This window comes from Paenibacillus mendelii, from assembly GCF_024498075.1.
GTDB lineage: Bacteria > Bacillota > Bacilli > Paenibacillales > Paenibacillaceae > Paenibacillus_Z > Paenibacillus_Z mendelii.
In genome coordinates this window covers 50,615-70,787 of the sequence record NZ_JANHOF010000020.1, presented here as the reverse complement: position 1 = coordinate 70,787, position 20,173 = coordinate 50,615, and the positions used below count along the sequence as shown (strand labels likewise).

The following is a 20,173-nucleotide window of genomic DNA, read 5'->3' as shown; positions in this document are numbered from 1 at the left end:
CTGGCCGGGCCTGTGGCAGGCCGCGAGATCGGTTCGTATAAGAGGATAGGAGGGATGGAAGCATGAGTGAGCATCGGGATGAGATCAAACCGACCGACCATGATCTGATGGAGCTCCATGTTGAGGCACTGTTCACGCATGACCAGAACAAGCGGCTTCGTATTATCAACGAGCCCTGGCCCGGAGAGGCTCCTGCTCCCCGGTTTTTCTTGGGACGGACGATAGAGGGAACGACTCTTTGTCGGTTCCGGCACGATGTCCCGGAGATGTTAATCGAGGAAGTGGAGCGATTATGTGCGGACGAACCGGTTGTTAGGGATTTCCAGACCAAACCGAAACATGTTGAGTCCTATATGGACCTTCTCCAAGGGGAACGGTTCACGATGGGACCTTGTTTTCTTATTCCTGCTGAGGCAGCGACAGCCTTGCAGACGGTAAGCATAACCAAGGAAAATATGACCGAGTATTTACGCGGCGGATTTGAATGGCTGACCTCAGAAATCAACTATGTGCAGCCCTGTACAGCGCTGATCTGCGAAGGCCGCGCCGTCTCAATCTGCCGCAGCGTTCGGATCACACCGAAGGCACACGAAGCAGGGCTTGAGACCTTGGAAGAGTTTCGCGGAAGAGGATATGCCGCTGCTGTCATTGCCGGCTGGGCCGCGGCGGTACGCCAGACGGGGGTTGTCCCTTTATATAGTACTTCGTGGGATAATCGCGCATCTCAACGTGTGGCGGGGAAATCAGCTTTGTTCTGGTATGGGGTCAATTTCACTATCACTTGATCTCATTTTCGAATCGGACCCGCATCAGATGATGCGGGTTCTTCTTCTGGAGCAGGTACCAGGCGTTTCGGATTAATCGAGGTGAACCGTATCACAAATAATAGCGAATTTAGGAAATTTAACTATTCGGTTAGATGGTATCAAACTTCGGTAATACGTGGTACAATTTTCCTATATAGACAGTCCGATGGTAAGGGACTAAATCTAAGCTCGAAGGTGAAAATATGTCGAGGCAACTTGAAAACCCATTGAATAACAGAATTGCTAATTGGAAAAAGAATCTCATTGATATGAGCAAGAGAAACACCTTGCTGAATTTTAAACCAAAGAGAACCAATAGCGTTAAGTTCCTGGATGATCCCATCAATTTGTACAAACTATTAGTTAATGATGAAGAACAATTAAACTGCGAGAAGTTATCGACCATTTTCTCTGTGCAAATATCACAGATTCAATTGATGACAATTGAAGAACATGAAAAGAAAAAGCGTATTGCAGAAGAAATGCAGAACTATAAGAAGATCCTAAATAAACTAAGAACAGCGGCAAAAACCCGGATGAATGAACAAGGGATTAACATTTCCTACCTTTCGTTCGGTCTTTTGAGGTGGAAAGAAACACAATCGGCCGCCGCATCTGATTTCTTTTCGGCGCCGTTATTGCTGGTGCCTGCGACTTTAAAAAGAACCAGTGCTAATGACCCGTTTACTTTAGGTCAGTTTGAAGACGAAATCGTGATTAATCCGTTTCTTGCGCATATGCTGCGTGAGCAGCACGGCATTAATTTACCTGCACTGGGTGAAGATCCATCGGATCTTAACGTTAAGGACCTATGGGCAGAGGTGCTTGATCTTATAGCTAACCTAGATGATTGGAGCGTAGATGAAGACGTTTATTTGTCGTTGTTTTCCTTCAACAAGCTGGTTATGTACAAGGACATGGAAACCTATAAAGACCTTATTGAAAGTCATCCGTTGATTAGGGAAATTGCGGGTGTTTCCGATGAAGAAAGCAAAAAGCAGACATTCGATCATACCCTTGTGCCAGATGAGACCACTATGGACCGCGAGGTACCATCACAAGAAATTTTCAATATATTAGACGCTGACTCAAGCCAGCAGCAAGCAATTCTGGCGGCAAAGAACAGAATGAGCTTTGTACTACAAGGCCCCCCAGGAACGGGTAAAAGCCAAACCATCTCGAACATCATCGCCGAGAACCTGGCAAATAACAAGAAAGTGCTTTTTGTCAGCGAAAAGATGGCTGCATTAAACGTCGTAAAGACCCGCCTGGAAAATGAAGGACTTGGCGACTTCTGTCTTGAAATGCATAGTCAAAAAGCAAACAAGAGACAGGTGCTTGATGAATTAAGTCATGTCATAAACAAACAACCCTCAAAAATAAGAATCCCAAATGACGTGTACGGCCAGATCAACGTCATCCGAGAAAAACTAAATACATACGCAGAGAAGATCCATTTAACGAGGGAGCCATATGGAGAAACGGTTTTTGAAGTTCATGGGATACTTGCCAAGTTAGAAGATATCCCTGAATTGATGGTCGATTTCAACATTGCGCCCGATACTGAGATCGAATCTATTTATAGACTTCTGACCGATCTTGAGCGTTACAGAAATTCGGTATACAATGCTGATTTCCATCCTTGGGAAGGATTTAACGATGAGAGCTTCTCCCTTGAGTTAAAATCAAGAGTCAAAATTTACTTATCCGAGTTCACAATACAATCAAAAAATACTGTTAGAGCGGCTTCTTCTGTTGAAGAAACTTCAGGTATAAGAGTAGTTACACTGAACGACCTGAAAAAAGCCATAGAGATCTTGGACATGGCTATTCATTCCCCAGTGCCCCCCGTAGGGTGGTTTGATAAAATGAACATTACACAGATCATTACTGACGCGAGGAGTTACCAGGAAAGTTTCTCTTCCTTCTTGGTTGATAAAAGGAAGTTGATGGAACAAGTAAGAGAGAGTGCGCTGGAGGAAGTAAATTTGGAACAAGTTTACAATCATTTGTTTATTGAGAATGAAAAGCTTGTTTCAGTCATCCCTGAGGGAAAACGAGCAGAAGTCCTTCTAAACCAAAGTGAAATTATAAGCAGCATTGCCTCTTTTGTAGCGAACGTTGATAAGTTTCCAAGTTATACTGAAACAGCATTTCGATTGGGGATTTTTCAACTTAAAAATTTGGAAGAACTCAAACGATTGCTGGTCTATATATCATTGCTGAATAAATCAATCACTCCTACTGAGGAATGGTTCGATGGAAAAAGGTTTGCTGAAATAGCCAAGCATGCCATAGCTACGAAGAGCAAGTACGATGAGATTGAAGCGACCCGTCAGAACCTTTTATCCAAGTATAAACAGCCCTTTTTGGAAATCAACGCAGAAAAAGCGCTGATTGATTTAGAAATGAAAGAAAGCGTGCTAGGTGCATTTAAACGAAATCAAGATTCAGTCAACAACTTTCTGTATGACCAAAAATCAAAAGTAACGTCTGCATTTAGCGACCTGTTCAAAGGAGTCAAACTTTTTAATACTTACAAAGCTGAGTTTGAAGAGATATTCGGAACCCCAATCAATAACAGTACTTCCATTGATACACTTGAACGAGTTGTAGAATGTACTGCGAAGTCACCACGTCCGCAGGAGAGTTGGTTCAATCTTCATAATTACCATGATATTCAGTCTGCTATTCGCGAAGGTAAGGATCTCTTCGGTAAGTATCTGAGCGAACACAATAAAGCGGTCAATTTGTTTGAAGAAGAGATTTACGATGAACGCATATATGATATTTACGAAAAATGCGAAGGCCAATACCAATCATTTATGCGTATCTTTAATGGCTCCTATAAGAAGGACCTCAAATGGTTAAAGGCCAACTTGAAGTCCAGCGATAAGCTCGACTTTGAAACATTTCACAAGTACGTCCGAAATGTAAAACGGGTAATGGATTACAAGAAGAGCATCAGGCAAAAAGAAAGTGATTTTAAAACGTTGCTCGGGTGGCATTATCAAGAGACTGAAACAAATTGGTCTGAAATCGAGCAAGCTGTGGTTGTTACAAGAGAAATCGTAGAGTGGCACCAAGGCAGAAACATTACAGCGTCACTTAAAGATCTGCTAATCCGTCCCGCAGGAAGAGTGGAGCAATTATCAGATTCATTAATTCAGCTGAAGAAAATCAGCAACGACTTGTGGCAGGGCATTAAATTGCTCCAAGTTGATTTTCCGAACTTGGTTCATTTAATTGGTGGAAATACAGCGACGGCAAACATGGAAGAATTGAATGCTAATTTTCAAGCGGAATGGCAGAAGATTGAATCATACTTCACGTTTGTTGGTGAATTCGAAAACCAATTGCAAAATCCGATGAGCCTTAGCATATCAGGACTCAAGCAAGACTTGAAAAGTTTAATGGAGCAAAATCAAGAAAACCGGAAAATCGAAGATAGCTATCTAAACACAGTCAGAATTCTTGGCGATACGTTCAAGGGGAAGGACACGGATTGGGATAAGTTCCTCGGTTTTATTGATGACTTCGATAGACTGTTTAAAGACGGCGTAAAAATCAATCAGGAATTCAAGGATGCAATGCTCCACAGAGGGTTGGAATTACCGATTGAAGTCACAACACTCCGCGGGTGCATCAGTAGTTTGGGAAAAGGTTTGTTACTTTATAAAGAAGCATTCCCTAAAGTGTTTTCTGGATATGAAGGTCCTGAGCATTACTGGCCGATCAGTGCTTTCAGCGATCAACTTCAGGATTTCAAGCAACAAGTATCGGAATGGCAAGAATGGTTCTTAATAATTGCGCCTTACTTTATTCGAAGCTTCTCGCTAGATGATTCAAAGATAGCTTTGGAAAAGGCAATTCATCTGAAACGCAAGAAAGAGCGTCTAGACGGTGAACTGGAGATTCTCAAGAAGGTGTTTGGTGACAGATTCACTGGTTACACAACGAACTGGGAACAGATTTTTGGTGCATTGGCTTGGGTCGATGAATGGCATGAGTTATTTGTCGATGTTGATATGCCTCCGCAGATTGTAGATTTTGTCAGCGCCGAAGGTGAACGGGATAAACACGAATTGAAGGGATTATTAGCTGAAGCCCAAAGGGAGTATGACAAGATACAAAGCTTTGAAAAAGATTTCCACATACATTTCACGATCTCAGATATTTTTGGGGCCGATTTTGATAGCATCCCACTAAATGAATTTGTGAAATTTGCTGACATTAGGCTTGGTGCTATTGATTTGTTGGAGGATTGGATCAGATTTCAGCGTCTTGGAAAGCAAGCCGCAGTAATGGGATTAAGCCAATTCATGCTTGCCATTAAAAAAGAAAAGATCGGTGAGCATACGTTTAAAGATCTATTCCTAAAGCGATTTTTAAAGCTATGGTTAGATCAAATATATAAACAAGAACCGCTACTTTATGAGTTTGACGCGGATGTCATGGATACAGACGTTACAACGTTTAGAGAACTGGATCGGACAAGCAATGTACTAAACGTGCATCGTATCAAAGAGAAACTGGAATCAAACCGAAATCACGCGATAAATGTCTTGGCGTATCGCCGCGAACTTCAGATTATGCAGGCTGAGATAGGTAAGAAAAAGCGGCACTATCCAATTCGGAAGCTGCTAAATTTAACTGCTCCTTTGTTTATGGAGATCAAACCATGTCTTTTGATGAGCCCTCTTTCCGTAAGCCAATTTTTAGATGCATCGGTGATTCAATTTGATCTGGTGATATTTGATGAAGCATCACAGATCTTTTCCGAAGATGCGATCGGCGCAATCGTCCGTGGGAAACAGGTTATTATTGTCGGGGATACAAAACAGCTCCCTCCGACGAACTTCTTCCACAGCAGCATGATTGATGAAGATTTCGATGAAGATGAGCAGGAAGAAGATGTTACGTATGAGAGCATTCTAGACGAGTGTGCCCACGTTCTCCCGCCGATTAACCTACGCTGGCATTATCGTAGTAAGCATGAATCATTAATAACGTTCTCCAACAAGGCGTTCTACCATAACAATCTGATAACTTTCCCGAGTTCGGATAACGGACCCTATCTCGGCACCGAATTCGTTCACGTGGAAGATGGCATTTACGACCGCGGCGGAAGCAAGACCAATAAGGCAGAAGCCGAAATGACTGCGAAGCTCGTAATTGAGCACTTCAGAGATCACCCTGGTAAGTCGTTAGGCGCTATTGCATTCAGTGAAGCTCAGGCTTCCGCAATTGAAACAGAGCTTGCGATCTTGAGAAACTCCAATATGCGATATGAACGCTTCTTCCAAGAAGGGGCGCATGAAGAGTTTTTCGTTAAAAGTTTGGAGAATGTCCAGGGGGACGAGAGAGACGTTATATTCTTAAGCGTCGGCTATGCAAAAGCTGCCGATCAGTCTTTGCATTATAACTTTGGTCCACTAAGTAAAGCGCGTGGAGAGCGGCGATTGAACGTGGCTGTAACCCGTGCAAAATACCACATGAAGTTAATTAGTTCACTCAAACCATCGGATCTGTCGGACACAAAAATTAATGGGAACACAGGTCTTCGCCTACTTAAGGATTACATACAGACAGCGATGGACGGGAAATTGCCAATCAGTATGACGAAGCTATCCGAACGTGAGTTTGATTCACCATTCGAGGAAGATGTGTATTCTGTTCTCATTGATCTCGGGTATAAAGTAGAACCCCAAGTTGGTTGTTCGGGATACCGCATCGATTTGGCAGTTGTAGATCCATTGAATGAAAATAAGTTTATCCTAGGAATCGAATGCGACGGCAAGTCATATCACAGTTCAAAAGTAGCCCGTGACAGAGATCGATTGCGACAGCAAGTGCTCGAAGAGCTTGGTTGGAAGATATACAGAATATGGTCACAAGAATGGTTTAAGAAGCGCGGGTTTGAAATTACGCGCCTGAAGAATCACTTGGAAAGTTTAAGATATCTGGTTTGAGATGGTTTCGATCATTGAAACTGTAAGGCGTTGACCTTGTTTAGGTACGCGCCTTATTCTTTTTCATACCCCATGATTTCGCCGATAGAGTGATACGGAGGACCGTCCATAAGTGATGACAACGGTTTTAATCATATGTATGTAATACTATGACAGGGAGCGAGCATATGGCGAAGAAAAGACCAAAGAAACAGGGCAAAAAGCGTCTTCGTGACATTGCAAGCATGCAAGAGCTATCTACCACTGCAACAAATATGGTGCATCTTAAACAGGCTATGCCGATTTTGGGGCCACTGTTTAAGGAGTTCGGGGTAGAGGTTGATAAGATGGAAGAAGCATTACAAAATATAGATGGAATGGCCAGACAAACAAGTGAGTTTGTTAGTATACCAGACAGATTTAATAATTTTTTTGCCGATCATGGATGGATAATGTACAGCATGATGAATTTTGAAGTGACGAAAGAAGCAGTACTGAAAGCCGAGATGGGTAATTTCAAGGCAGCGCAGGAACTGCTCATTCGATATTATAATGTTGAGACGGTACAATTCCAGTTAAGGCGTCTAAACTCAATTAAAGCCTTTCGACCGAGAATGGATCTAGCAATAAAAGCATTAACCGACTACGAAGAGAAACGTTATCACGCATGCGTTCCGGTTATACTGGCTTTAACTGACGGCCTAGTAAATGAACTTCATGAAGATCATAAGGGAATTTCTGCAGGATCAACTAAGTTAGAGGCTTGGGATTCTATTGCTGCTCATAGTCAGGGGTTAGGGAAGTTAGTAAGAATCTTACGAAAGGGTCGTCGCAAGACAACAGCAGAGCAGATTAGTCTTCCGTATCGAAATGGAATCTTGCATGGAACAGACCTTGGCTACGATAATGAAACTGTTGCTGCCAAAACATGGGCGCTTCTTTTTGCTGTTGGTGAATGGGCAACAAAGGTGGAACGAGGAGAAACTACAGCTCCAGAGGATAAGTCAGAAGAGTCACTGATAGATATACTTGAAAAGGTACACGAAACAGAACGGTTCAAGCAAGAGCTTGAAAGCTGGAGACCAAGGGACTCGATTTCTATCAATACCGAGTCATTTATGCAAGGTACCCCTGAATATGCGTTGAATGGGTTTTTAAAGTTTTGGATGCAAAAAAATTACGGTAAGATGACCATGATATTACCGCATAAGGTTTTTGATGCAAAAACAGCAGCACTAAAGGTACGAGATCAGTTTAAGAGTCAGTTACTAACTTCATATGAATTTGTTTCAATAAATGATGTTGCTCTTTCCAATACGACTGTTTCCGTAAGAGTGCAAGTTGAAGAACTTGGACGACAACAAGAGAAATCTCATGACTTTATAATGATTTGTGAAGATGACCAAGGCAATCTTGTCAGTCGTAGTAAGGCAGGTTCCAAATGGATAAGTTATACGTGGTATCTCTAAGGAGCATGTCGCGGCAGCTTCTTTCGAATTTTTCGCCGTTAGAGTGATACGGTGAACCGTATAATAAGTAATGGCAAATTTTTTGGCGATGGGGGGTGAAAATGTTCTTCATGAAAAGAGAAACTCTAAACTCGCTTGTAGTTTGTATTACTTAAACCATAGAAGCGAATAAATTTCGTAATCATACTATAGTTCATGACACCAAAGAGAATCACTCCTAATGCCCGCACTCCATTTACTGCCGATATTCTCCTTTTCTATTTCTCCTTGCCACTGGTTACCATCGCGACGCAGGCGAACGCTATATGAATACATGACCAATAACCAGATTGGAGTTTTAAGCTCACGCGGCAGATCTGTCTTGTGACTAAGAAATGTCTCAGCGCCCGGATCGACAACGTAAGTGTTGGCCAACGCATAAAGGATGTAAAATACGCAAAAGTACGAAACCAGCTTATAGAAGGATAGACGCTTATCCATGACTTTTCCATAACCTCCCTTGTATAAATCTACTGATCCGAAGGATAACATGAGAGTCTCTCGAATCAAGCGTACAAATGATCACAATAAATATCATAAACAAACCGTCACAATATGCGAAGAGTTCGTATGTTTCTCTGCCGACGCATTCGAGCGGAGAGCAGCGTTCCCATTCTAGGCGCCATTCTCTCGGGTTGGATTCCTGCTGAACGAAAACGGCTGAACGCGGTCATGGCAATACGGATTGCATAATCGTGGTATTATAGTTGGTAGATAGGAGGGTTAGTCAATGGCATAGTCTTTGATGAAATGTTATTTCTAAATGTTGAATATAAGAAGAGAAAAGGAGTAATGGAAATGTCGTATATCGTTGATTTTAAAAATGTGTCTACGGTCGGTTTAGAGTCTTCACCTGTAGTAGAAGCGCTTGCTGGTTTACGTGCTAATGAAGCCCGTTACTTTATGACCAAATACAAGCATGAATTTACGGTTGTACCGGCTAGCGAAAGTCAGGAGATCCTTGATTATGTGAACCGAATTTTGAAAGAAGAACGCGATATTGAGTTTGCGGCCACACCTTTAGAAACATCGCGTTTTCAAGTGGAAAATATCAAATTTACATACGTCTTTTATATGGACGGGCTTGCGGTCAATGTCATGTATACGGTTGATGACCCTAAGAAGCGGGCAGTTGGTTTTAAGCTTTCTGAGGGGATGGAGGTACCACAGGAGTTAGAAGGGAAGTTTAAGTTTGCTAGGCAGAAGTCTAAACTAGCTGGAACAATTCGGGGCTCGTTTTTTGTAATTAAAGGAGAATATTAAAGTAAGCACAAGCGCAAGACGCCGGCAATGGCTCGACAAGACGGAATTTCTCTCCAATGCCGGCGAACTACCCCGATTTGTGAGTCGGGAACTGCGTGCAGATTATCCTACACCATCACTTTCTAACAAGGAATAAAAATTATCGCGGTCTTCGTCATCGAATTTGCCAAGCGTCCGTACCCTGACAAATTCATGTCCACCGTGCATGTCTATTTCCTCGCCATACCTACTATAGAGCGCAATTATATGGCCATCCCGATTCAACTCCATGTATCCATAACATTTTGCTTCAGGCGCTTCACCGTAAAGGAGTATAAATCTGATTTTGTCAACTCTGTTCATGCAGTTCCTCTTTTCTGTCTTTCGTAATGGCTTTGAATTCATTGTGACCTGCCCGTTGTGTGTATATCCCCATCGACCTTAATAAAATTTTACCTGAAACTGGACAAATTGGAAAAAGCGATATCGCTCTTCATACTCGGAAATTCATTCCTATTTCGAAGCATTAAGGGGAGATTCCACGATATGTCGCTCATTTGCACATTATCTCTTGACGAGATGAGATTTGGGGATTATGATAACGTGCCGACTAACTCAACAAGGTAAATCAATATAAAGGCTGACTTTTCGAAGTGCCTCGGCACCGAATCGCCGGCCTGTCGTGCAGAATATGGAAATAAAAATCCATAAGAACATCAAAAAAGTAGCATGCCGCAGCATGCTGCTTTCGCATTTTTCAACGATAGCCCCGTTACGGTGAACCGTATTATAAATAGGGCGAATGATCAGCGGATGAAAATTTAACTGTAATTTAACCAAGCTTGGGCTATCATGACCTTAATTGAATACGGGAGGTGTTGGATCTGAAAGTATTGGTTGTCGAGGATGATTTATCGATGCAAAAAGCGATCGGCACGGGGTTGAGAAAATTCGGCTACGCGGTCGATGTCGCCTCGGACGGAGAAGAATCCTTGCAGCTTGCCCAGGTCAATGAATACGATGCGATCGTGCTCGATTTGAATCTGCCGAAAATAGATGGCATAGATGTTCTGAAAGAAATTCGCAAGTTTAACCAGGAAATCAAAGTGCTCATCCTATCCGCACGTTCCGAGGTGGAGGACAAAATCGCGGGGCTCGATGTCGGTGCCAACGACTATATGGCAAAACCATTTCACTTCAAGGAACTTGAAGCGAGGCTTCGCGCTTTACTTCGCAGAAAATTCATCCTGAGAGATACGCGAATCGCACATGGAGATTTACAAATCGATACCGCGTTAAAACAGGTTTACGTCCGAAATCAAATGATCGACATAACCAAGAAGGAATACGGCATCCTCGAGTATCTGATGATGCACAAGGATAAAGTCATAGGCGCCGAAGAGATTATCGAGCATGTATGGGACAGTCAAACCGATTTATTTTCCAACACCTTCAAAGTTCATATTAATTCGCTCAAGAAGAAGCTTGCCGTACACCTCGGGGATCAAGAGATCGTCAAGAACACCAGAGGGCTCGGTTATTTCATCGCGGGGGTGCAGCATGAATCGGTTTAATCATCTTCCCCTGCGGCTGCGGCTGACCCTATTAATGGCGCTCATATTGACCATTGCTTCCATCGTGCTAATGATGGCCTCGATCTACGCCGCACGACAGATTTATAACCAAGACTTTCCGGCGTTTAAAGTAGAAGCATCTGAATATATACCGGAAATTCCGCTTGCACCGCGGCCGCCAAGAGCAATCGTAGTAGAGAGGAATAACGACTTTACAGCCGTCGGCATCATAAGCGCCATTATGGTCATTGTGATCGGAACCGGTTTGACCTATCTCATTACGGGCAGAGCCTTAAAGCCTGTAACGGATCTAAGCAAGGAAATCAAGGAAATCGGCGAGAACAACTTGTTCCGGCAAGTCAGCGTACCTCCGTCCAATGACGAGGTTTCCAAGCTAAGCCGATCGTTTAATCGCATGATCCATAAATTGGAGAAAGCGTTTGTCGCGCATAAGAATTTCTCTTCCAATGCCGCGCATGAACTTAAAACGCCGCTCGCCGCCATGATCGCCAACATCGAGGTGCTGCAGCTGGACGATCGTCCAACGCTTGACCAATATAAGGAAACGCTGGAGGACACGCTTCATAACGCGCAGCGTCTCAGCAGTTTAGTGATTGACCTGCTGAAGCTGAACGCCGAACAGAATGTCGTGGTTTGCGAGAAAATCGAAGCGAAGATCATGTTCGACAATATCATCGACGAGCTTCTCGAACCTATTCAAAGCAGAAACATTCACATCGAAAATCGGACCGACAACGTGCAGCTATGCGGCGACAAACATTTGTTGCACAGGGCTTTTTCCAACATCATTCATAACGCGGTCAAATATAACAAGCCGAGCGGCGTCATCATCATCGCTGCTGCGGAAACCGCGGACAACACTCGCGTTACGATCTTTGATACAGGTATCGGCATACCTGAGGATCAGATCGATAAAATATTCGATCCGTTCTATTGCGTAGACAAATCGCGCTCGAGAGAGTTTGGTGGCAGCGGACTGGGCCTTGCCATTGTGAAGATGGTCATCGAAAAGCATGACGGATAAATCAAAGTGCAAAGCGTGGCTGATGTCTCAACAACTATCGTCATTCGGTTACCCAAACCTGAGAATACAACGGCCTGCTGATTTTCACGGCAGGCCGTTTTCTTAACCTTCACTTAACCTTCCTTGAATTATAGTGAGAGCATATTTCATTTCGTAGGGGGCTAAGGAAGAACAATGTTAAGAAAAATATCGTTTGTATGTATGCTTATTGTATTTGCAATTGGAATTTGGACAGGTTTTCAACAAATGCAGCCGCCATCACCGCCATCTGAATCCAATGTCGATTATCCGGCCTATCAACGAATGCTTGCCAATTTGAAGGTCATGACTGTCGCGCCGCACCCATCCGGTTCCAAGGAGCTTGATGCTGTGCGGACCTATCTATTGGCGCAAATCCGCGATATGGGCTTGGAAGCGACTGTCGATCGCGAAATATACACCGCTGCGGACATCGAAGCCGCGAATCGCGATCAAGGCGTCAAGCGAATAGAAGAACGAAACGTTCAAAAGAAATCGTCTTCCGTCGTTTCAGAAGGCGACATTCGCACCGAAGTTCCCCACGATGAAAATGATGGATTGGATTTAAGCAATATATGGGTGAAGCTCGATGCGCCCGATACGGACCGGGGCATCCTGATGATGGCCCATTACGACAGCGAAGACAACGCCCCAGGCGCGGCTGACGATATGGTTTCCGTAAGCGCGTTGATAGAGGCATTGCGCGAACAAGCGAGAAATCCCGATTTGAAAAGGGACCTCTATTTTTTGTTTACGGATGGGGAGGAAGAAAGCGCGCTGGGCGCGAAGGCCTTTGTGAAATCGCATCCTGAGCTGCAAAGCAAGATCGATCTGGTCCTGAACTTCGATGCGCGCGGGAATCGCGGCGGCCTGTTGATGTTTGAAACGTCAACACCAAACCTTGATCTGTTGCGGCATTATCAATCCGCAAGTTCACACCCGATATCTTTTTCTTTTTTAACCGGGCTTTATCGCAAAATGCCGAACGGCACGGACTTGACCACATTCTTGGATGCCGGATATCCGGGGCTTAATTTCGCAGTGGCGGAAGGCGTCGAGCATTATCACCAGCCAACGGACAGCTTTGAGAATTTGAATCGCGGTACCGCTTATAACTTTCTGCAGACCGTCTTGGAAATGGCTGACTATGGCGCGCAAGTGCAATTTCAAGACAGCCCTTCAAACCGGAATAGCGTTTTTTTTACCTTCCTTCCCGGCCGTCTCGTGTTAATGAGCGACTTTATGGCCTATTTCCTGTCGGCTCTTGCCGTGCTGGCTTCCTTATGCTGGCTGATTGTTCAGATTCGGCTCGGCAAGGTTCATCTTCGCCAAATCGTCATCGGCACGGGCTGGCTAATGGGTACGACGGGTGCGGCGAGCTTACTGAGTTGGGGCATCGTATCGTTATTAACGCAAATGATGCAGCTCGGCAAAACAACGAACAATGACCCGGTTTTTCTCTGGACCGCCTTAGCGTCTGGCTTAGGTGCGCTCGCTGTCTTGATCTTCCGGATGCGGAAACAATCGCTTGCCGAAGCGCTTGCGGGTTTGTTGTCATTACAATTGCTGCTGGTGATTGGAACCACGATCTTTTTCTATGAAATCAGTTACCTATTTACGTTACCGGCACTGGGGATGCTGATTGTCGCCATTTTGGATCGGTATCCGATTGCCCGAATGATCGCATCGACTGTGCTTGGGGCGGGAATATGGCTGCTGTATGTACCGGTATGTTGGCTGATCTATGTGCTGCTTATGATACCTGCAATTCCCGTGGTTGTCGCTGTGAGTGTAATTCCGGTTTCTGTTCTTGCGGCATTTTTTGCATCGCAATATAGGTTATCCGCCGCGACACCACTTGCACTCGACAATGAAAATCAGGGCATCTTCTAAGCGGATGTCCTGATTCATCCGGCGCCCTTCCCCCGGGAGCATAGCAATTGCGAGACAGCCTCTAGCTGTTATTATACGGACTTTCAAGAACATGATATCGTCCTTTTGGTACAACCAAAGGAGATCCCGAAATGGGGTCTTTTATCACCGTACAATTAAGCCCGAATATGTCTTTAACTAATGTGCTTGTAATCACCTCTGCCGGCTCGCCCTCAGCGACAAGCTTTCCATTATGAAGCGCGAAAATATGGTCTGCATAACGCGCGGACAAGTTTATATCATGAAGCACCATTACGATCGTAGTTCCGTGTTTTCGGTTAAGATCGGTGAGCAGGTCAAGAATCTCGACTTGATAGGTGATATCTAAGAAGGTTGTCGGTTCATCGAGAAATAATATGTCGGTTTGTTGTGCCAGAGCCATTGCAATCCAGACGCGCTGTCGTTGGCCGCCTGAAAGCTCATCAATATTATGATTGGCAAACTCGGTTATATCCATTATGGTCATGGCTTCGGCAACGGCCTCATAATCCTTTTTGGTCCATCCACCGAGCAAGGATTGGTGCGGAAACCTTCCTCGTCCAACCAAATCTGCGACAGATATCCCTTCCGGAACAATGGGGGACTGCGGTAGCAATCCGATCACTCGAGCCAATTGCTTGGATGGGATTTTGCCGAGTGGCCTGTCGTCAAGAGTGATTTTTCCCGATGTGGGTTTTATAAGCCTGGCCAGTGTTTTAAGAAGTGTAGACTTTCCGCAGCCATTTGATCCAATAATAACGCTTATTTTATTGCTGGGTACAACAAGGTCTACACCGTGGATCACCGTTTTATTCTCATAGCCCGCTATTATTTGTTCGGCTTGAAAAATATGTGTCGGTTTCATTATAATTCTCCCTTTCGATTCATTCGGATTAACAAGAAGATCAGATAAGGCGCTCCGAGTAATCCGGTAATGATGCCTACGGGGAATCTGTACTCAAAAGCAAATTGTCCGATTAGATCTGACGCCAGAACCAAATTGACGCCAACAAGTCCTGCCGGAATGACGTTCGAGAAGCCAACTCCGACTAGTCTTTTCGCGATCGGTCCCGAAAGGAAGGAGACAAAGGCTATTGGACCTGTGGTAGCGGTAGCAATAGCAATCATGAAGACCGAACTCACAATAAGCGCAATCCTTGTCCAGTCCGTATTCACGCCGAGAGAAGAAGCCGATTGTTCTCCAAGTTCCAAGATACTTAGATGTTTTCCCAGCACGATAACGATAGGCGTAAAGATCAGCATAGTTATAACAAGAGGCGGGAGCTCGTGCATTTGAGAGCCGTTGAGGCTGCCTGTGAGCCATCTGAGCGCTGCGGGAACATCTTGTTCCGAGCTAACCAGCAGAAGATAGGAAATGACAGCGTCAAGCATAGCCTGGATGCCGATCCCAACAAGGATTAATCGCCCGATCGAAAATGATTTTCCTCTGGATAATATATAAATCAATATTACGGTAGCCAGACCCGCAATCACGGAAGCAACGGAAACAACAGCTCCGCTTGACTGAAGTACGGTGATGCAAAAAACAGCCGCCGCGCTCGAGCCGGAGGTAATACCAATGACATTAGGATTCGCAAGAGGATTACGCAGCATAGTCTGGAAGGTGTAACCGGCAATACCGAAAGCAAATCCGGCAAAGAGACCTGCCAGCATTCTCGGCAGACGTATGGTATTAATCGCAAACGACACGCCCTTGAGCTGCTCTCCCAACAGCGCTCGAATGACATCTTTAACCGGATAGATGGTGCTCCCCAATAAAAGCATGACACAGCAAAGAATGCATGCAAGTACCGCTAGAAGGCTGGTAACCAGTATCCATCGTTGGCGTCTTTGACGTCTGCCCGCCATAATAAATGCAATAGATTGATTTCTCATAATGAACGCACTTTCGATCTCATAGCTACTATGATTAGTATTGGGGCTCCTATAAACGCTGTAACGACACCGACTTCAAGCTCTCCTGGACTGCCGATGAGCCTGCCGCCTACATCTGCTATCGTTAATATAATGGCTCCAGCAATAGCTGACATAGGTATAATTAAGCGCAAGTCGGGTCCAAGAATAAGTCGAATGACGTGAGTGGACAGCAGCCCAATAAAACCAATAGGCCCTGCCAGAGCAGTAGTCGCGCCGCACAATAGCACACCTGCAAGAGCCGCAATGAGCCTCAATGTACCTGTACGAACGCCCAGTCCGGTCGCAACCTCGTCTCCCAGTGCCAACGCATTTAGTGCCGGAGCGGCAATAAAACCGACCAGTAGTCCGACGAGCAGAAACGGGATGAAAGTAGCAATGGCGCTCCAGGTTGCCGAGCCGACGCTTCCCACTTGCCAGAACCTGAATTGATCCATGACATAAGAGCGTGGAATCATGATGGCGGTGACCAGAGAAGACAGTGCGGCGCTTGTGGCTGCTCCGGCCAAAACAAGCTTAATGGGGGTGGCACCGCCACGCCCCATTGAGCCGATTCCGAATACGAACACTGCAGTAATCGCAGCCCCTGCTAAAGCTAGCCATATATATTGATTGGCTGTGCTTATGTTCAAGAACGCAATGCCGCACACCACAAACAATGATGCACCTGTGTTCACTCCCAGAATACTCGGGTCGGCAATCGGGTTACGAGTGACCGCTTGCATAAGCGCTCCGGAAACTCCGAGTGCCGCACCGCAGAATAAACTGAAGATGGTTCGGGAAATTCTCTTGCGAACCACGTCTGCACCGTAGGAGTCTACCTCCTGGTGAAATAATCCGTCGATCAGTTCATGGAATCTAACCGGCCGAGAGCCAAAGACCAGCGAGGCAAACACACATAAGCCAAGTAAGACAATGCAAATAACCAGAACCAAGGTGAAATGCCTCGGGATTTGTGAGCTTAGCCGATTGTTGTTCGAAATCGATGAACTATTCATTGATCTTGTCGATAGCTCCTGCGATTAATTCCAAATATTCATCAATGGTATAGGATATCGATAGTGGATTGGGGTTCCCGGAAGCCGCCAAAGGCGTGCCGTCGCCAATAAACAAAACAGAACCTCTCTGGATCGCCGGGATTTTGCCGAGCAGGGAATCGGCTTTAACTGCTTCATATAAGCTTTCATCGCCATATCCGATTAAGATATCAGCATCATTTAGCGCATCAGCATTCTCGGCGCTTAAATTAAATGAGAAGTTGGTTGGATCCGTAATCTGATTCGTAATGCTCTCAGGATAAGTCATACCTAGCTCGATCAGAAACGCGCCGCGAGGGTCTGCAGGTGTATATATGTGAAATTTGGACATATCTTTAGCCGAGAAGTTGACCCAGATTACTTTTTTGCCTTGTAGCTGGGGATATGCGCTTGCCTTTTCCTTAACTAGGTTCTCGGTGTCCTTAATGAGTTGTTCGCCTTCCGCTTTCATGCCCATCCCTGTTGCGTTCAACATGACTTGCTCACGCCATGTGGTTACCCAAGGCTTGGACTGGTAGGGTACAACCGGAGCGATTTGGCTAAGAATATCATAGTCTTCCTGCGTAATACCGGAGTAAGCCGCAAGAATGACATCGGGGTTCGCATCCGATATAGCCTCGAAATCAAGGCCGTCCGTATCTTGGAAGATATTAGGTTCATTTACGTTAAGTTCCTTGAGTTTTTTAGCTGTCCAAGGCAACAGTCCGCTGTCATCCTGAACACCGTAATTCGCCGCCGAGAAGCCTACGGGTACAACGCCGAGTGCGAGAGCAACATCATGATTAGCCCATTGTATGGTAGCGACACGTTCAGGCTTGCTTTCAATAGTAGTTTCGCCAAAAGCATGCTTAATCACGATCGGATATTGGGAATTTTCGTCCTGGGAAGCGGGAGCTTCTGTTTGAGGAGCTTCGGTATTTGCCGAATTATTCGCAGCCGGAGGTGAAGACGTTGAATTGGATTGCTGACTAGAACAGCCTACTAGCGCTATTGCAAGCAAAGCGGAAATGAATAATGTGGTTAATGAGAACTTTCGTTTTGTGTTCATGTGTGTACCCTTCCTTATCATGAATTTTAGTTGGTGTTAATTACTTTGCTGAGTAAACTCACATCAATTATGATGGTGTAAAGTATGTAGGAAAAAGATGCTTACTTAATCAACAATGATGATAATGATTATCATCCTCACTAAATATATATCCTCTTTAGACAGGTTGTCAATTGAAAATTTGTAAGTGATATTTGCGACGAATGGATGCTCTCGCAAATAAAATAACCCAAACCACTTTGGAGAAGTTCTGTTTACAGTCAACTTACGGGCAGAAATCTAGAAGAGGAAATATGGTACAATAATGGCGAATGCCAAAGGATTGGAGAACGAGTCATGCGCAAACAAATTGTCCCTTATCAAGAAAATGATCATGATGCATTAGTGGATATTTGGTATCAAGCCGTATGTCGCACCCACACATTTTTGACGGACAAGGATATTCAATTTTATCATCACATGATTCAAAGCGGAGCATTAACAGAAGTTGAGATTTGGGTGGAATGGAATGAAAATAATGAACGGACAGGGTTTATTGGGCTGGACGGCACAAAAATAGAAAGACAGTTCGAGAAGGCCATTTCCGATACTTCATTTAAGCTTGCAGGGGCCGGGGAGGCAGGGTCATGAGTGAAATTGCTAGAACGCCGCAGCCACCGTATTATGCAGTCATTTTTACATCTGAACGAACAGATGGGGATAACGGATATGCCGAGATGGCAGATGAAATGGTTAAGCTTGCATCCGTTCAGCCTGGATTTCTAGGTGTTGAGAGTGCCAGAGAAGGGGTAGGCATTACGGTATCGTATTGGGAGTCTCTTGATTCGATCCGGCAATGGAAACAGAACGAGCGACATTTGGTTGCCCAACGTCAAGGCCGATCGGATTGGTATCTCACGTATAAAACAAGAATTTGTAAGGTCGAACGGGATTATGGATTTGAACAAGTCTAGGATATGGTGTGTAAAATAAACAATACGCTGCCGCGCGGCTAACAAAATATAAAAAGAATGAGGGATCTTATGGAGCAAATCGTGTTCAAACAAATTGAATTTGTACGTAGTGTTACTACCCAAGCTGTTACGGGAATATCGGAAGAATCGCTAGATTGCATTCCAGAAGGATTTAATAACAATGTGAGATGGAATTTGGGGCATATCTATTTGGTTCAAGAGAAGTTTGCCTTTCATTTTGCCGGAGAACCGATGCAATTACCAGAGAACTTCGATCGATTGTTTGGAAGAGGTACGAAACCAGCCGACTGGAACGAGGAGCCTCCCACACTTGAGCGGTTACTTAAGATGCTGGCAGCGCAACCAACACGTATCCAGGAATCGTTACACAATCGCTTAGGCGAACAAGTGGAACCCTATACAACCGGCAGTGGTTTAACTCTGAGTACGATAGGTGAATTCATAAACTTCACACTCTATCACGAGGGCATGCACTTTAATTCGATCAAACTATTGAAACGGTTCGCCGGCCGATAGGAGCGCTGTATAGGTGGTTTTCTGCTAACGGGTTGGATCATAAAGCAACCTGGATCGAACAACATCCAATGGGGTATTCATCGATATCTCAAGGAAATAGTCCAGCTGCCATTTCTGAGTTTTCTGCGCCTGGCGGCTCGTTGGATGATCCCAAGGCGGGTATAGACGTATCGCTCTTTTCCCGCCTTGACCGTTATTGGAGAGTATATCCCGATCACATAGAACCGCTTTTGGAAATACAAACTGACCCAATATACTATCACTGCGCGTACTAATCACATAGAAATCGACCGGATCGGACGTCATAGGGTTGGATCGGTCCATCCCCACTTCTCTCCCATATCGTCACGAATTGCCCAACCTTCGTGGGTGTGATTTTTGCGGCACGAAATCTGATGGACAGTCCATTCAGGTTAAACACATACGCCCCATATTCAGCATTTTGTGCTTCTGGGATGGGTTTGGAGCAATCAAATCTGCAAGGGCTATAGACAAGCTCCTTCGTGTCCAGCAGGTCACGATGTATGGCATCAGAGATTGCCCAATCATTGGGATCGCTAGGACTTGCCTCTGTAAACGCTCGTTTATTCTCATCCATTCGTTTCAAT

At 44.8% G+C, this 20,173-nt stretch carries 16 protein-coding genes and 1 pseudogene; 10 read left to right on the top strand and 7 right to left on the bottom strand.

Annotated features, from left to right (window positions below; all coding sequences use genetic code 11):
- The first annotated feature begins 62 nt into the window (after positions 1-62).
- The 3 genes from aac(2')-IIb (at position 63) to NNL21_RS31805 (ending at position 8,226) form a co-directional block, all read left to right on the top strand.
- On the top strand, positions 63-785 hold the full coding sequence (aac(2')-IIb, locus tag NNL21_RS31815; RefSeq protein ID WP_204820740.1) for a kasugamycin N-acetyltransferase AAC(2')-IIb: 723 nt from the start codon (positions 63-65) through the stop codon (positions 783-785).
- Positions 786-1,009: 224 nt separating this feature from the next.
- Complete coding sequence (locus tag NNL21_RS31810; RefSeq protein WP_204820741.1) at positions 1,010-6,778, top strand: PDDEXK-like endonuclease domain-containing protein; 5,769 nt, start codon at positions 1,010-1,012, stop codon at positions 6,776-6,778.
- 167 nt (positions 6,779-6,945) lie between these two features.
- Entirely contained in the window at positions 6,946-8,226 is a 1,281-nt protein-coding gene (locus NNL21_RS31805) for a hypothetical protein (protein WP_204820742.1), read from the top strand.
- Positions 8,227-8,412: 186 nt separating this feature from the next.
- Here NNL21_RS31805 and NNL21_RS31800 read toward each other — a convergent pair whose 3' ends face one another.
- Positions 8,413-8,706 carry a hypothetical protein gene (locus NNL21_RS31800; protein ID WP_204820743.1) on the bottom strand — a complete coding sequence of 98 codons (294 nt, stop codon included), beginning with the start codon at positions 8,704-8,706 and terminating at the stop codon, positions 8,413-8,415.
- Between the two features lie 357 nt (positions 8,707-9,063).
- Between NNL21_RS31800 and NNL21_RS31795 the strand changes: the two genes are divergently transcribed.
- Complete coding sequence (locus NNL21_RS31795; RefSeq protein ID WP_204820744.1) at positions 9,064-9,528, top strand: DUF8821 family protein; 465 nt, start codon at positions 9,064-9,066, stop codon at positions 9,526-9,528.
- Between the two features lie 102 nt (positions 9,529-9,630).
- Here NNL21_RS31795 and NNL21_RS31790 read toward each other — a convergent pair whose 3' ends face one another.
- Positions 9,631-9,870 (bottom strand): hypothetical protein, encoded by a 240-nt coding sequence (locus NNL21_RS31790; protein ID WP_204820745.1) that lies wholly within the window; start codon positions 9,868-9,870, stop codon positions 9,631-9,633.
- A gap of 515 nt (positions 9,871-10,385) precedes the next feature.
- On the opposite strand from NNL21_RS31790, the gene NNL21_RS31785 reads away from it, so the two are divergent.
- The 3 genes from NNL21_RS31785 (at position 10,386) to NNL21_RS31775 (ending at position 14,037) form a co-directional block, all read left to right on the top strand.
- Positions 10,386-11,081: a response regulator transcription factor gene (locus tag NNL21_RS31785; protein ID WP_309145364.1), complete on the top strand. Its 696-nt coding sequence runs from the start codon at positions 10,386-10,388 to the stop codon at positions 11,079-11,081.
- Positions 11,068-12,126, top strand: a complete 1,059-nt coding sequence (locus NNL21_RS31780; RefSeq protein ID WP_204820746.1) for a sensor histidine kinase — start codon at positions 11,068-11,070, stop codon at positions 12,124-12,126. The genes NNL21_RS31785 and NNL21_RS31780 overlap by 14 nt, the downstream gene beginning before the upstream one ends.
- 174 nt (positions 12,127-12,300) lie before the next feature.
- On the top strand, positions 12,301-14,037 hold the full coding sequence (locus NNL21_RS31775; protein WP_204820747.1) for a M28 family metallopeptidase: 1,737 nt from the start codon (positions 12,301-12,303) through the stop codon (positions 14,035-14,037).
- Positions 14,038-14,098: 61 nt separating this feature from the next.
- On the opposite strand, the gene NNL21_RS31770 is transcribed toward NNL21_RS31775, so the two are convergent.
- Genes NNL21_RS31770 through NNL21_RS31755 form a run of 4 tightly spaced genes read right to left on the bottom strand, consistent with a single transcriptional unit; the run spans position 14,099 to position 18,075 of the window.
- Positions 14,099-14,920 (bottom strand): ABC transporter ATP-binding protein, encoded by an 822-nt coding sequence (locus NNL21_RS31770; RefSeq protein WP_204820748.1) that lies wholly within the window; start codon positions 14,918-14,920, stop codon positions 14,099-14,101.
- Positions 14,920-15,951, bottom strand: coding sequence for a FecCD family ABC transporter permease (locus NNL21_RS31765; RefSeq protein WP_204820749.1), 1,032 nt, complete (start codon positions 15,949-15,951; stop codon positions 14,920-14,922). The genes NNL21_RS31770 and NNL21_RS31765 overlap by 1 nt, the downstream gene beginning before the upstream one ends.
- Positions 15,948-16,988: a FecCD family ABC transporter permease gene (locus NNL21_RS31760; protein WP_204820750.1), complete on the bottom strand. Its 1,041-nt coding sequence runs from the start codon at positions 16,986-16,988 to the stop codon at positions 15,948-15,950. Before NNL21_RS31760 ends, NNL21_RS31765 begins: the two co-directional genes overlap by 4 nt.
- Positions 16,981-18,075, bottom strand: coding sequence for an iron-siderophore ABC transporter substrate-binding protein (locus NNL21_RS31755; RefSeq protein ID WP_204820751.1), 1,095 nt, complete (start codon positions 18,073-18,075; stop codon positions 16,981-16,983). Before NNL21_RS31755 ends, NNL21_RS31760 begins: the two co-directional genes overlap by 8 nt.
- A 336-nt stretch (positions 18,076-18,411) precedes the next feature.
- On the opposite strand from NNL21_RS31755, the gene NNL21_RS31750 reads away from it, so the two are divergent.
- The 3 genes from NNL21_RS31750 (at position 18,412) to NNL21_RS31740 (ending at position 19,565) form a co-directional block, all read left to right on the top strand.
- Entirely contained in the window at positions 18,412-18,705 is a 294-nt protein-coding gene (locus NNL21_RS31750) for a GNAT family protein (protein WP_204820752.1), read from the top strand.
- Positions 18,702-19,028: an antibiotic biosynthesis monooxygenase family protein gene (locus NNL21_RS31745; RefSeq protein ID WP_204820753.1), complete on the top strand. Its 327-nt coding sequence runs from the start codon at positions 18,702-18,704 to the stop codon at positions 19,026-19,028. Before NNL21_RS31750 ends, NNL21_RS31745 begins: the two co-directional genes overlap by 4 nt.
- 69 nt (positions 19,029-19,097) lie before the next feature.
- On the top strand, positions 19,098-19,565 hold the full coding sequence (locus NNL21_RS31740; RefSeq protein ID WP_204820754.1) for a DinB family protein: 468 nt from the start codon (positions 19,098-19,100) through the stop codon (positions 19,563-19,565).
- Positions 19,566-19,589: 24 nt separating this feature from the next.
- Here the strand turns inward: NNL21_RS31740 and NNL21_RS31735 are convergent.
- A pseudogene (locus NNL21_RS31735) lies at positions 19,590-20,163 on the bottom strand (MepB family protein).
- Between the last annotated feature and the right edge of the window lie 10 nt (positions 20,164-20,173).